Source organism: Vannielia sp. ABF1_015 (assembly GCF_056160745.1).
In genome coordinates this window covers 411,116-424,229 of sequence record NZ_JBSWXT010000001.1, presented here as the reverse complement: position 1 = coordinate 424,229, position 13,114 = coordinate 411,116, and the positions used below count along the sequence as shown (strand labels likewise).

At 62.8% G+C, this 13,114-nt stretch carries 13 protein-coding genes; 6 read left to right on the top strand and 7 right to left on the bottom strand.

What is annotated here, in order from left to right:
• Positions 1-115 precede the first annotated feature (115 nt).
• Positions 116-406 carry an HU family DNA-binding protein gene (locus tag ACXAG6_RS02140; protein ID WP_140012407.1) on the top strand — a complete coding sequence of 97 codons (291 nt, stop codon included), beginning with the start codon at positions 116-118 and terminating at the stop codon, positions 404-406.
• Between the two features lie 83 nt (positions 407-489).
• Here the strand turns inward: ACXAG6_RS02140 and ACXAG6_RS02135 are convergent, their stop codons facing one another.
• From ACXAG6_RS02135 to ACXAG6_RS02120, 4 genes are all read right to left on the bottom strand, one after another.
• On the bottom strand, positions 490-858 hold the full coding sequence (locus ACXAG6_RS02135; protein WP_475334569.1) for a hypothetical protein: 369 nt from the start codon (positions 856-858) through the stop codon (positions 490-492).
• Positions 845-1,423, bottom strand: coding sequence for a polysaccharide deacetylase family protein (locus ACXAG6_RS02130; protein ID WP_475334566.1), 579 nt, complete (start codon positions 1,421-1,423; stop codon positions 845-847). Before ACXAG6_RS02130 ends, ACXAG6_RS02135 begins: the two co-directional genes overlap by 14 nt.
• Positions 1,424-1,497: 74 nt before the next feature.
• Positions 1,498-2,745: an aminotransferase class V-fold PLP-dependent enzyme gene (locus ACXAG6_RS02125; RefSeq protein ID WP_475334565.1), complete on the bottom strand. Its 1,248-nt coding sequence runs from the start codon at positions 2,743-2,745 to the stop codon at positions 1,498-1,500.
• Positions 2,746-2,856: 111 nt separating this feature from the next.
• The gene (locus ACXAG6_RS02120; protein ID WP_475334563.1) at positions 2,857-3,555 is read right to left on the bottom strand and encodes a DUF1045 domain-containing protein; all 699 of its coding nucleotides are present in this window, start codon (positions 3,553-3,555) and stop codon (positions 2,857-2,859) included.
• Positions 3,556-3,723: 168 nt separating this feature from the next.
• Between ACXAG6_RS02120 and ACXAG6_RS02115 the strand changes: the two genes are divergently transcribed.
• The 5 genes from ACXAG6_RS02115 (at position 3,724) to speA (ending at position 10,225) form a co-directional block, all read left to right on the top strand.
• Entirely contained in the window at positions 3,724-4,446 is a 723-nt protein-coding gene (locus ACXAG6_RS02115) for a response regulator (RefSeq protein WP_475334561.1), read from the top strand.
• A 24-nt stretch (positions 4,447-4,470) separates the two neighbouring features.
• Positions 4,471-6,681: a sensor histidine kinase gene (locus ACXAG6_RS02110; RefSeq protein ID WP_475334559.1), complete on the top strand. Its 2,211-nt coding sequence runs from the start codon at positions 4,471-4,473 to the stop codon at positions 6,679-6,681.
• Positions 6,678-7,163 carry a response regulator gene (locus tag ACXAG6_RS02105; protein WP_475334557.1) on the top strand — a complete coding sequence of 162 codons (486 nt, stop codon included), beginning with the start codon at positions 6,678-6,680 and terminating at the stop codon, positions 7,161-7,163. The genes ACXAG6_RS02110 and ACXAG6_RS02105 overlap by 4 nt, the downstream gene beginning before the upstream one ends.
• 2 nt (positions 7,164-7,165) lie before the next feature.
• Positions 7,166-8,251, top strand: coding sequence for a sensor histidine kinase (locus ACXAG6_RS02100; protein WP_475334554.1), 1,086 nt, complete (start codon positions 7,166-7,168; stop codon positions 8,249-8,251).
• Positions 8,252-8,329: 78 nt separating this feature from the next.
• Positions 8,330-10,225: a biosynthetic arginine decarboxylase gene (gene speA / locus ACXAG6_RS02095; protein WP_475334552.1), complete on the top strand. Its 1,896-nt coding sequence runs from the start codon at positions 8,330-8,332 to the stop codon at positions 10,223-10,225.
• Position 10,226: 1 nt separating this feature from the next.
• Here speA and ACXAG6_RS02090 read toward each other — a convergent pair whose 3' ends face one another.
• The 3 genes from ACXAG6_RS02090 to ACXAG6_RS02080 are packed head-to-tail and all read right to left on the bottom strand — an operon-like array spanning position 10,227 to position 13,083.
• Entirely contained in the window at positions 10,227-11,078 is an 852-nt protein-coding gene (locus ACXAG6_RS02090) for an ABC transporter permease (RefSeq protein WP_475334550.1), read from the bottom strand.
• A 5-nt stretch (positions 11,079-11,083) separates the two neighbouring features.
• Positions 11,084-11,950 (bottom strand): ABC transporter permease, encoded by an 867-nt coding sequence (locus ACXAG6_RS02085; RefSeq protein ID WP_475334547.1) that lies wholly within the window; start codon positions 11,948-11,950, stop codon positions 11,084-11,086.
• On the bottom strand, positions 11,947-13,083 hold the full coding sequence (locus ACXAG6_RS02080) for an ABC transporter ATP-binding protein (RefSeq protein WP_475334545.1): 1,137 nt from the start codon (positions 13,081-13,083) through the stop codon (positions 11,947-11,949). The genes ACXAG6_RS02085 and ACXAG6_RS02080 overlap by 4 nt, the downstream gene beginning before the upstream one ends.
• Positions 13,084-13,114 lie beyond the last annotated feature (31 nt).

The following is a 13,114-nucleotide window of genomic DNA, read 5'->3' as shown; positions in this document are numbered from 1 at the left end:
AAAACGCCTTGATTTATTGACTTGAAGGCCACTAAACGTTGTGGGACGCCGCAAGATGGCGTAGTTTTGCCGAACATAAGACCCACAGATGGGTCACTTACGAGGAGACAAGTACATGGCAACCAAACCGATGACCAAGACTGCCCTGGTCGCTGCAATCGCCGAAGAACTGGACAGCGACAAGAAGTCGGCTGCCGCGGCGCTGGAAGCGATCACCGCAATCATCACCAAAGAAGTGTCTGCCGGCGGTGCCGTGACCCTTCCCGGTGTTGGCAAAATCTACTGCCGCGAGCGCCCCGAGCGCATGGTGCGCAACCCCGCCACCGGCGACCAGATCAAGAAAGAGGCCGACAAGGTGGTGAAGATGACCATCGCCAAGGCTCTGAAAGACAGCGTGAACGGCTAAGCCCGAGCGCAAAAGCTGCCAAGGCTTTCGAGGCCGCCCCACTCGGGCGGCCTTTTCGTTTGCCGGGGTGCGGCTGTTGGCGGCTATTCCCCAATCGGGCCGTAGCTGACGGTTTGAACGCTGTCGGTAAGCTGCGCGTCGGCGTCGCGGTAATCGACGATGAGGCCCAGCGTCAGCTCACGTTCTCCCACCTTCTGACGGTCTTCGGAGGCATACATCGCCACCCCCTCCACCGGCGAATAGGTGGGCGGGCCGATCAGCTCTTCCACCTCGGCGCGTTTGGTGCCCGGCCCGATCTGCTGAGAGACAGCCTCGAGGCTCGCGGCATCGCTGTTTTCACGGTAGCTGGCTGCGGCCTCCGCCAGAGAGGCGGTGGCGGTGTCTTCCTCGCGGCAGGCTGCGAGGGCGACCGAGACGAGCAGTGAGAGCGCGGTGAGCTTAACCAAACTCATAGCCGGCTCCCTTGAGGCGCGTGATGAGCTCGGGCAGGTCGCGGGCGGTGGTGTCGAGCACATGCATGAGCACGTCGTTGAGGTCTTTCGTTGCCCATTTCTGGACCTCGGCCATGACCCAATCCCACTTGCCCGCCATGGGGGCCTTCCAGTCTTCGGTATCGACCCGCCAGAGGGTGATGGTCAGGCCTTCTTCTTGAGCCACTTGCAGGAGTTCCGGGTCTTTGGGGTTGGTCCACATGCCATCCCCATAGGGCGGGCGCAGCCGGGTGGGGGCCACGCCGATGGCATCCTTGATGATCTGCTGATTGCTGCGCACCTCTTCGCGGAGTTTTTCAATTGGTAGCGGGCTTAGTGCGACGTGGTGGAAGGCGTGATTTTCAACCTTGTGATGCGCCGCGTGGATGGCTTGCACCGCCGCCTTTCCGCCGGAGTCCTCCATCTCGACGCCGTTCACGTAGAAATCGGCGATGATCTTGTTGTCTTCGAGGGTTTTCAGAATCTGGGTGAGCGCTGACACGGGTTTTGGGCCATCGTCGAACGACAGGCGAATTTTCTTGGCCATTGGAATAGTGCTTTCAAAAGGAAACGATCAATACGGGCAGCATAGGCCCTGCGCCGATTCCCGTAAAGCGTGTGTCAGCGCTCTGCGATTTCCGCCATGGCCGAGAGGAAGGCGGCAACCTCCCCTTCGGTGTTGTAGTGGCACATCGAGACCCGCACGCAGCCGGGCAGGCCCAGTGGGGTGAGCACGTTGCCCGAGTAATGGTCGGCCTTGCGGGCGTGGGTGCGGATGCCGCGCTCGCGCAGGGCCGAAACGAGGCTTTCGGCGGAGAGGCCATCGAGCGTGAGAGAGACCAGCCCCTCGCGTGCCGGGTTGTCGACCCCGCCGATGATGGTGACGCCGGGCAGCTCGGCCAGCCCCTTCTGGTTGCCGGTGCCGTGCAACATGGCGTTGGTCAGGTCTGTCTCATGGGCGTGGATTGCGGCGGCGGCGGCCTCGATCTTGGCGCGTTTTTCGCCGGTTTCTCCCAAGGCAGCGCCGAGCCATGTGAAGTAGTCGATCACATCCGAAAAGGCGGCGTAGGCCCCGGTGTCCCGCGTGCCAAGCTCCCATCCGCCGCCGCCCTGAAGCGTATCATGCGGCTGGGCGGCGAGCCTGTCGGACAGCCAGGCGAGGCCGAAGCCGTGGCGCGAGAACATCTTGTAGGGCGAGACCACGTAGCCATCGACGCCGGCAGCGGTGACATCGACATGGCCGTGGGCGGCGTGCTGGATGCCATCGACGAGGATCAGGCAATCGGGCGCAATGGCGCGAATCTCGGCCGCGATCCCGGCCACATCCGTGCCCATGCCGGTGACGGGAGAGGCATGCACGATGGTGGCCACGCGCACATCCGGGCTCATCGCGGCGGCATAGGCCGCTGGCCCGATGGTGCCGGTTGCGTTGTCATGGGGCACCACGATGTGCTCCAGCCCGGCGGCCTCGGCCCCCAGCGCTGCGGCAGAGCGGCTGGCGGGGTGTTCCAGCGTGGAGCTGATGACCTTGCCCGCGGGCTGACCGGCACAGGCGGCGCGGGCGAGACGAAACAGCAGCTCGGTGCCGCTCTCGCCCACAATCACCTGCCCACCGTTGGCATTGAAGAAGGTCGCTGCATCGGTCCGCGCCTTGGCGATGACATCCATGAGATGGGCCGAGGCCGGGTTATCGCGGCCCTGATTATCGGGGATTGCGGCAAACTTGGCAGTGGTTTCGACCACCGACTTGAGGGTCAGCGCCCCGCCCGCGTTTTCGAAGAAGATCCGCTCGCCGGAGAACGGGCAGCTCTCTACATGGGCGAACCGCGCCCGCACGTCTTCTATCAGGTCCGGGGTTTTGCCAAGCATCTGCGCCTCCATTGGTTGGCCTTCCTCTATGCCCGCAGACCCAGGGCTACAAGGTGGGATGGGTTTTGCGCAGGTGGATGAGCGACGTCGACTTCAAAGCGGGCCTGTCCGTCAGCCGCCTTGCCTGTCGCCGAGCGGATAGCGGTGCAGGAGGTGAAAGAGGCCATCCTTCGCGCTCTCTCCAAAAAGGCAAAGAGCGTCTATTCGGAAGGGGCGGGGAAGCAGGCCATCCAGCCGACGCCGCAGTTCCGCCTCGGCGACCTCAGCCTGTGATGGGGATAGTTTGCCGGTGAGCGTGAGGTGAAAGCGGAACTCCTCCATCACATAGGGATAGCCCCAGCGCAGCAGAAGCGCGTCTTGCCGAGGGGTGAGGCCCGCGCCGCGCCTGCGGGCCAGCTCCTCGGGCCCGGGCACCGCCCTGAAGCGGTCGAGCGCCTGCACAGCCTGCCCGGCCAGCGCGGTCAGCGGGGTTGCATCGCCCTCGGGCACCAATGCCAGAAAGCTGCCGATCTGCGCCAGCGTCAGCCCCTCAAGCGAAACCGGTGCGGCTCCGGCGCAAAACTCTGCAAGCGCCACTTCCAACGCCGCTGCGCTCTGGCCCTCGGCCAGCCGGAACGGCGGCTTGATGGTGCCGTGAAAGCCATAGGCCCGGGGCGCCTTGGTGATGGCCCGCATATCAAGGCCGGTTTGGTCAGGCTGCGCCACCTCGGCCCCTGCGGCGGCATCCCACCCCAGCCATTGCGCGCCAAAGCGGGCGAGCGGCCCCTCGGGTGGCGCGTAATAGACGGCATATCGGCTGAAGTCCTGCATTGGCCTGATCCTCCGGCATGGGGGCAACAGATTCATGACGCGGGGCGCAAACTGTGGCGAGATTTAGAGAAAGTCGAGGCTCGCGTGCCCAAGATGGCAACCGAATGTTAACGGAGCGCGCCCTACAGTCTTGTCAATCCGCTTGCCCCCAGATGCAGGAGTGCGTTCATGACGTCGCAGCCAATCCCCTTCCCGACCCCAGCCGCCCATGCCGCCATGCCAATGCGCCTCCGCGCGCTGGTGCTGGACGATGACGATATCGACCATCTCCGCCTGCAACGCATCTGTGAGCGGGCGGGGCTCGATCTGGAGGTGACCGAGGCCTACACCATCGCTGAAATGCGCGAAAAGCTAGATACGCCCTTTGACGTGGCCTTTATCGACTACAACCTCGGCATGGAGACGGGGCTTGATGCGCTCAAGGTCTTGCTCGGCCATGAGGAGCAGAGCCAGGTTATCCCGATCATGCTCACCTCCGTCACCCGCCGCGCCATTGCCGTGGAAGCCATGCGCCGGGGCTGCGCCGACTATCTGGTGAAGGAGGAAATGTCTGTCGACAACCTGCGCAAATCCATGGTGTCGGCCTTCGAGCGGCGCATGTTTTATGCCTCGATCTCCGATGCCCGCGCCTTTCAGGAGAAGATGAAGCACACGATCACGCAGTTTCTCACCTCCTGCGGGCCGGAAATGCGGGAAATTCTCTCGGGCACCCTCGCCCAAATCCGCAAGGTCCGCGCGGGGGAGGAAGAGGCCACCAGTGATGAGCACGTCACCCTGCTGGAACGCGGCTGCAAGGATCTGGTCGTGTTCCTCGACGATCTCACCAGCATCGTCGAGCAGAGCAAGCTGGAAACGGCGCGCAACATCAAACTCGTCAACGGCACAACCTAGCCACCCACACAGAGCGGAGGCCCTATGAAGAATTCGCGGGCGGCCTACAAGCATTTGTCTGCCGAGCGGCTGACCATGCGACTCACGCTGATTGCTGTCTGCGTGGTTGTTACGGTCAGTGCGCTTTATGGGGCTTACCATGTCTTCACCACCCGCGCCGACGCCTTGCAGGCGGAGCAGTTGCGGCTTCAGCAGCGCGCCCAGTTCTATGCCGAGCAGATTTCGGGTGTGTTCCATGACATGCAGGACGATGGTGCCATACTGTCGAACTATCCGCCCATCGGGGGGATCGAGAGGGCGGTTTCCGCGCCCGATAGCGTTGATCCGCTGGACGAGTCCTCGCTCGACCAGTGGAAAGACCGGCTGGCCACGATCTTCGCCAACAAGCTCGAGGTGCATCCGCATTACACCCAGGTGCGCCTCATCCTCGCCGAAGGTGGCTGGCGCGAAGCCGTGCGTGTTGATCAGCGCAGCGGCGAGATCGAGCGCACCCCTGATGCAGAGCTGCAGCAAAAAGCGCAGGAGCCCTATCTTGCCCGTCTTCGGGCCGATCCGCGCTCTGAGGCATATTTTTCTCGAGTTTCCTACAACCGGGAGCATGGCAAACGGGACGGCCCCGTGACGATCCGCCTGGTCCACCCGCTACCGGATGCAGACGGGGGGCTGTTTGGCGCGATTGTGATCAACGCCGATTACGAGGCGTTGCTGCAAACCGCCCAGCCGGACGTGCTGCTCGATCAAACCGTCGCTGTAGTCAACAGCGCTGGTGATTACGTGCTCTATGAAGCGGGCGGGCGCAGTTCGCGACTCTTCCACCATGAGGATGCCGGGTATAGCCCGTTACCTCAAGCTGAGGCGTTAGGGGCCCGGGTTGGGCAGAACCGCTTTGCGGACCTGGGCAATGAGACTGTGTATCTGCACACCGTGCCGATGGACAGGCTGCGCCCGCTGCCGGTGCAGTTTGGCGTGCTCACCTTCGGGGCACCTGCTGGCGTGATCGGGAACACCGGCGGCCTTGTCATCCGGCATACGCTAATCACGGTGCTTCTGGCGATGTTTGCCGGGGCCATCACCCAATTTCTCGGGAGGGATTTGGCCCAACGTTTCGACGAAATGTCGCGAGAGCTTGAGAAAGGTCACGCGCGTTTATCGTGGACGCTGCGAAACGTGGGCGACGGGCTGATCACCATTTCGGGGGAAGGCGTTATCGAAGATATCAACCCGGCGGCAGAAGAGATGTTCGGCTACGTCGCCGAGGAGTTGCGCGGCAAGCCCCTGACGGTGCTGATGTTTGAGGACACTGCGCATACTCATCAAGCCTACGTCAGCGCGTCCCGAGTTGGGCCGCATGGCGCCCGCATGGCCGAAAATCGCGAAATTCACGGGCGCCATAAGTCTGGCCGCGGCCTGCCCATCGAGATTTCGGTCAGCCGCGCCGAACTGGATGGCGAAGTAAAATTCATCGGCATGGTGCGCGATATCTCCGCGCGCCGCGCTGCCGAGTTGCGGACGACCGAGCTGGTCGAGGCGCTGCGGCGCTCTAACGAGGAGTTGGACCAGTTTGCCTATGTCGCCAGCCATGACCTGAAGGCCCCGCTTCGGGTGATCCAGAACGCCGCGGGCTGGCTGGCAGACGATCTGGATCCGCATCTGACAGAAGACACCCGCGAAAGCCTCGATCTGCTGCAAAGCCGCGCCAAACGGATGGAAAACCTGCTGAACGATCTACTGGAACACTCCCGCATTGGCCGAACCAAACAGTCTCAGGAGCAACTCACCGGCACCGCCTTCATTGAGGAGCTGCGCGGGTTGCTCCACATACCCAAGGGCATGCGGATTGAGATCGAGGGGCCGTGGGCCGAGGTCACCCTGCCGCGCATGCCACTTCAGGTGGTGCTGCTCAACCTCGTCAGCAATGCCTTCAAGCACCATGACAGGCCCGATGGCAAGGTGCGGCTCACCCTCGCGGAACGCGCCGATGCCTGGCACTTCAGCGTGGAAGATGACGGCCCGGGCATTGCCCCCGATTTCCATGAAAAGGTCTTCCAGATCTTCCAGACCTTGCGGCCCCGGGACGAGGTTGAAGGCAGCGGCATGGGGCTGGCCATTGTGCGCAAACATGTCGACGTGGTGGGCGGCGACATAAGACTTCAATCCGAGGGCACCCGCGGCACGACCTTCCGCATGCGCTGGCCGCGCGCGCAACACGCCCCAGAAGAGGAGATCGCAGCATGAACGCCGTGGCACCCCGCCCTTTCGAGGCCCGACATAACCTGCTCAATATCGTGCTCGTCGAAGATGACGACGGCGATGCAAAGGCCGTGGTGCGCGCGCTCGCGAAGTCGCATATCGCCAACCCGATCCACCGCCTGCGCGACGGGATCGAGGCACTCGCCTTTCTGCGCGGCGAAGGCGAGAGCAAGCCCCCCGAGCATTACGTGCTGCTGCTCGACGTCAACATGCCGCGCATGAACGGCCATGAGTTTCTGAAAGAGCTGCGCGTCGACCCGCGCCTTCACCGCGCTGTCGTGTTCATGCTCTCGACCTCGGAAGATGAAACCGATGTGTTCCGCGCCTATGACCAGAACGTCGCCGGCTACATCATCAAGGGCCGCGCCGGGGCGGACTTTTTGGAGCTGATCGACACGGTAGAACACTTCTGGCGCATCGTTGTGCTCCCTGACATGTCGCGCGAGGCGCCGCTTTCCGAGGTCTGAGGATGACGCTGAGCTTTTTGGTGATCGACGATGATGCGGGGGACCGCAAGTTGCTCCGCCGCCTGCTCGGCCAGCGCAAGGATCCCTCGCAGGTGCACGAGGCGGTGAATGCCGAAGCCGCCATGGCCTGCGACCTGCCCGCGCCCGATATGGTGTTTCTCGACTACATGCTGCCGGATGCCAGCGGCGCTGACCTGATTGTTCCGCTCGGTCGCCGCTGGCCCCGCGCCGCCATTTGCATGATGACCGGGCAGGGGGACGAGGAGATCGCCAAGGACTCCATCCAGCGCGGCGCGATAGACTATCTGCCCAAGCGCAACCTCTCGCCCGCCGCGCTCGACCGGGTGATCAAGACCGGCTGCAAGCTCGCCCGGATGCGCTGGCAGCTTGATGAGCAGCGCGAGGATCTTTCGGTGTTTTCCGAGGTGCTGGTGCATGATCTGAAAGCCCCGATCCGCTCCATGCGCTTTCTGGTCGACAAGCTGAACGAGGATCTGGCCGAGGGCACCGCCAAAGACGTGCGGCGGGATGTTCAGCTAATCGGCAAATCGGCTGACCGGTTGAATGACTTGGTCACAAGCCTCGCCGGCCACGTGCATTTTGACCATGAGACCGAGGAAGAGGAGGTGACGAGCGACGAATTAGTCGAGGCGGCCCGGACGGTGCTGCTGGAAGAGATTGAGCGCACCGGCGCGAAAGTGGTGAGCAAGGGCCGCGCCCGGTTTACCTGCCATATGCCGCAGATCGTGCAGTTGCTGCAAAACCTGATCGGCAACGCTATCAAATACGCGGGCGATGCCCCGCCTCGCATTACGATCCACTGCAGCGAAACTCCGGAGGCGGTGCGCCTGAGTGTTGAGGACAAGGGGATCGGTGTGCCGCCCGAATACCGGCAAACCATCTTTGAGCCGTTCAAACGCCTGCCCGTTGCCGCGGCCATCCCCGGCACCGGGCTTGGCCTTGCCACCTGCCGCAAGGTCGTCGACAGGCACGGCGGCCGCATCTGGTGCGATGAGGGCACCACGGAGGGCACCGCCATTCACGTTGTGCTGCCTCGCAGGCCCAAACCGCTCGCCTGCACCGGCTGACCCGACTTGCCCCGTTGCAGAGCCGCCCTGTTGCTCTACCATCCTGCCAGCAACCGCAGATATCCGCAGGAGCCGCAGGTGACACAGCCCGAAAGCCAAACCGCCCCCCATGCAATCTATGGCGTCAACCGCTGGGGCCGTGGCCTTGTGGAGGTGATGGAGAACGGCGAGATCGGCCTCGTCAACCCGCTGGCCCCCAACGCGACGCCGGTGAGCCTGCCCGGTGTGGTCAACGCGCTTTCGGAGCGCGGGATACAAACACCGGTACTGCTTCGGGTGACGCAATTCTTGGAATACGGCCTCAGCCGGGTGACCGGCAGTTTTGCCGAGGCGATCGAGAAATCCGGCTACGGGGGCAGCTACCGGGGGGTGTTTCCGATCAAGGTAAACCAGCAGGAGCAGGTGGTGCGGCGGCTGGTGGAATACGGCGCGCCGATGGGCTACGGGCTGGAGGCGGGCTCCAAGCCCGAACTGGTGATCGCCCTTGGCCAGCCTCTCGCGAAGGACGCGTTGATCATTTGCAATGGCACCAAGGACGAAGAGTTCGTGCGCCTTGCAACACTGTCCCGCAGGGCCGGGTTCAACACCTATATCGTTTTGGAATCGTTGAACGAAGTTGAAATCGCCATTCGGGTCGCCAAGGAGTTGGGGATAGATCCGCTGCTTGGCGTGCGCATCAAGCTGACCAACCAGATCGGCGGCGCTTGGGCCGCCTCTTCGGGCGACCGCTCGGCCTTTGGCCTCAACTCCGAGCAGTTGGTGACGGCTGTGGAAAAGCTCAAGGCGGCGGGCCTGCTGCATTGCCTGACCCTGCAGCACAGCCACCTCGGCAGCCAGATCCCCGATGTGAACGACGTGCGCCGCGCCGCCTCGGAGGCCTGCCGCTACTTCACCGAACTCTTGGGCGAGGGCGTTCCGCTCACCCACCTCGACCTCGGCGGCGGGCTTGGCATTGACTACACAGGCGAGGCCCGGGCGACGGAATCTTCGGTGAACTATTCGGTTGCCGAATATTGCTCGAACATCGTGGAAACCGTGAAATATGCGATGGACGAGGCGGGCGTGGACCACCCCACGCTGGTCACCGAAAGCGGCCGCGGGGTGGTGGCGCTTTCTGCCGCGCTGGTCTTCGACGTGCTGGAAACCACCCGCTATGACGTGGAAAGCGCCCCCGAGCCGGAGCCGGGTGACCATCACCTCGTGTCAGACATTGCTGCCATTGCCGCCTATCTGGAGCCGCAGCGCTTGCAGGAGTGCATCAACGACGCGAGCTACTATCGCAACGAGTTGCGCGCCATGTTTCGCCGGGGCGCGGTTGGCCTGCGCGAGGTGGCCCGCGGCGAGCGGATCTATCTTTGGCTGATGTCGCGGATCCATGACATTGCCGAGGCCCCCGGCGGCCCGTCGGAGATTTTGGACCAGCTCGACAGCACCGCCGACATCCTCCATTGCAACTTCTCGCTCTTCCAGTCGCTCCCCGATGTGTGGGCGATTGACCAGCTTCACCCGTTGGTGCCCCTGCAACGGCTCAACGAGGTGCCCGACCGGCGGGCGATTCTGGCCGACATCACCTGCGACAGCGACGGCAAGATTGACCGCTTCATTCTGGAGGGCGGCACCGCCAGCACCCTGCCGGTGCATGCGGTGGAAGAAGGCGAACGCTACCACTTTGCGACCTTCTTCGTCGGGGCCTATCAGGAGACGCTTGGCGATTTGCACAACCTGTTTGGCGATACCAACGTGGCTACCATCACCCTGCGCGACGATGGCGGCTTTGACCTTGTGGAAGAGTTGCAGGGGGACACGATTTCGGAGGTGCTCAGCTACGTCGAGTACAACCCGCGCGACATTTCCGGCGGCTTCCGCAAACGGGTGGATGCGGCCATTTCGGAGGGCGGGATTGACGCGCGGGAGGGCCGCAAGCTGATCGAGGCCTTCCGCAATTCGATGAACGGTTACACCTACTTCGAGTAACTCACGCCTGCTTTTTGGGCCGCTGGGCAAAAACCGAAAGCAGCGCCAGCAGGCCGGAGCCGAGCATCAGCACCACCGATGTGGCGTTGAGCACCGGCGTGCTGCCTGCCTTCACCATCCGGTCATACATGGTGATCGTCAGCGGTGAATCGGAGCCGACGAGGAAGAGCGTGGTGTTGAAGTTCTCGAAGGACACAAGAAAGGCCACGACGAAGGCCGAGAACATCGCCGGAAAGAGAAACGGCAGCGTGACGGTTGCCAAGGTGCGCGGGCGAGATGCGCCAAGGTTCAGCGCCGCCTCTTCGAGCGAGATGTCAAACTTTTCCAGCCGCGCGATGATGACAAGCGAGGTGATCGTGACGAGGAAGGAGAACTGGCCCATCACCACCAGCGGGATGCCGGGACGTAGCGAGGTGAGGAACACGCCAAACCATTGGTCGGCAAGGCCGGCGATGGTTGAGGCCAGAACGAGGATCGAAATGCCGAGGATCACGCCCGGGATCACCAGCGGCACCACCATCAGCACGTAGAGCGCGTTCTTGAAGCGGAAGTCCTTGCGCACGAAAAGGAAGGCGTTGCAGGTGCCCACCGCCACCGAAAGCGCGGCAACGATGACGCCGATGTAGAGCGAGTTGCCGAGGCCTTGCAGCAGCCGGTCGTCATGGAAGAGGCCGAGCTTGGGCTCGTTTGGCGAAAAGAACCAATCCCACGTAAAGCCGTTCCATGGCAGCGAGGGGAACATGGAATCGTTGAAGGCAAAGACACCCGCCGCAACGAGTGGGGCGACGAGGTAGAGGAAGAACACCACCACGTAAGAGCGGTAGATCCACATGAGGCCGCGAGAACCCTGCATAACGCTCACTCCTTTGCCACGGTGGTCGCCAGGCTCTGCCCGGTCAGCCGGAGCCCGGCCCAGACCACGAAGGAGGTGAAGACGAGGAGCGAAACGCCAAAGGCCGAGCCGCTCTCCCAGTTATATCGGGTGATGAACTGGTTGTAGATCTGCTCGGTAAACCAACTGGAGTTTTTGCCCCCCAGCAGGATCGGCGTCAGGTAGCTGCCCGCCGTCAGCATGAAGGTGATGATGCAGCCCGCCACGATGCCCGGCATGGCATAGGGCACGATGATGCGGCGGAAGACGGTGATGCGCGAGCCGCCGAGGTTATATCCCGCTTCCAGCAGCGCGTCGTCCATGCCTTGCAGGGTGGAAACCAACGGAACGATCATGAAAAGGATCACGGTGTAAACGAGGCCGATGATGACCGTCATGTCGTTGTAGAGCATTTCGATGGGTTCGTTGATGATGCCCCATTTCACCAGCGTCATCGAGATCACCCCGGTTTCGCGCAGCAGCACGATCCAGCCATAGGCGCGCACCAAGTCCGACACCCAGAGAGGTATGAGGCACATCAGGAACAGCGCGGCGCGGGAGCGTTCGCGGGCGATCTTGGCGATATACCAGGCAATCGGAAAGCCGATCACCAGCGCCAGAGCGGTGACGAGAATGCTCATCCAGGCCGTGCGCAGCAGGGTGTTGCGATAGACCGGCTCGGTGATGAAATCGACGTAGTTCTTGAACCCGTATTCGTACTGGTTGATCCCCACCTTTTCGCGGATCGAGACATAGCCGATGCCGAGCTGCGGCAGGATGATGAGCAGGCCGATCCAAAGCGCAAAGGGCGTGAACAGCAGGATCAGAGAGAGTTTGCCCGCATCGCGGCTCATACCACGGCCTCCGATCCGGGGCGACGGGCGAAGATGCGGGCGCGCTCGGGGCTCCAGCTGACGGTGACGGTCTGGCCTTCGGCAACATCGCTGCGTTGCTCGGGGTCGGCCACCTCGATCAGGTTGCGCCCGGTCTGCACGAGGATGCGGCTGGACGCGCCGTTGAACAGCAGGCTTTCCACATTGCCTGCGAGTTTGCAGCCAGACTCGCCCTCACCGAGCTTCAACGCCTCTGGCCGCAGAAATACCTCGACTGCATCTCCGGTGGTGCTGCGGTCCGAAACGGTGCCGACCACCTCGTTGCCTCCCTCCAGAACCACGCGGCCCTGGGTGCCGCGCACTTCGCCCAGCTTGCCCTGAAGCACAGTGGCATCGCCCACGAACCCGGCGACAAAACCGGAGGCGGGGGCATCGTAGAGCTGTTTTGGTGCGCCGATCTGCTCGAAGCGCCCGGCGTTCATTACCGCCACGTTGTCGGACATCACCAATGCCTCGGACTGGTCGTGGGTGATGTAAAGAAATGTGGTTTCAAACTGGTGCTGCAACTGCTTCAGTTCGATCTTCATATGCTCGCGCAGCTTGAGGTCGAGCGCGCCCAGCGGCTCGTCGAGCAGCAGAACGTCGGGCTCCAGCACCATGCAGCGGGCAATGGCAATGCGCTGCTTTTGCCCGCCAGAAAGCTGATCAATCTTCTTGTCTTCGTTGCCCGGCAAGCCCACCCGGTCCAGCACGCGGGCCACCTTGCCGGCAATCTCGCTTTTCGGCTCGCCCCGGCAGCGCAGGCCATAGGCGATGTTTTCGCCCACGCTCATCATCGGAAACAGCGCGAGATGCTGGAACACCATCTTCACGTTGCGCCGGTTGGGCGGCAGGTTGAGCACGCTTTCACCCTTGATCCGGATGTCTCCGGCGGTGGGGCTCTCAAACCCTGCGATCATCCGCATCAGCGTGGTCTTGCCGCAGCCCGATGGTCCGAGGATCGAGAAAAACGAGCCTGAGGGAATGTCGAGCGACACATCGGAGACGGCGGTGAAGGTGCCGAACTTCTTGGTCAGATCGGTGCAGCTCAGGTCATACATGGGGGTGGTCTTTCTGTCTTCCGGGCGGGCGTAGGGCAGGACTTGTCCCGCCATCCCGCAATGAAAAAGGGCCGGAGCGCAAGGC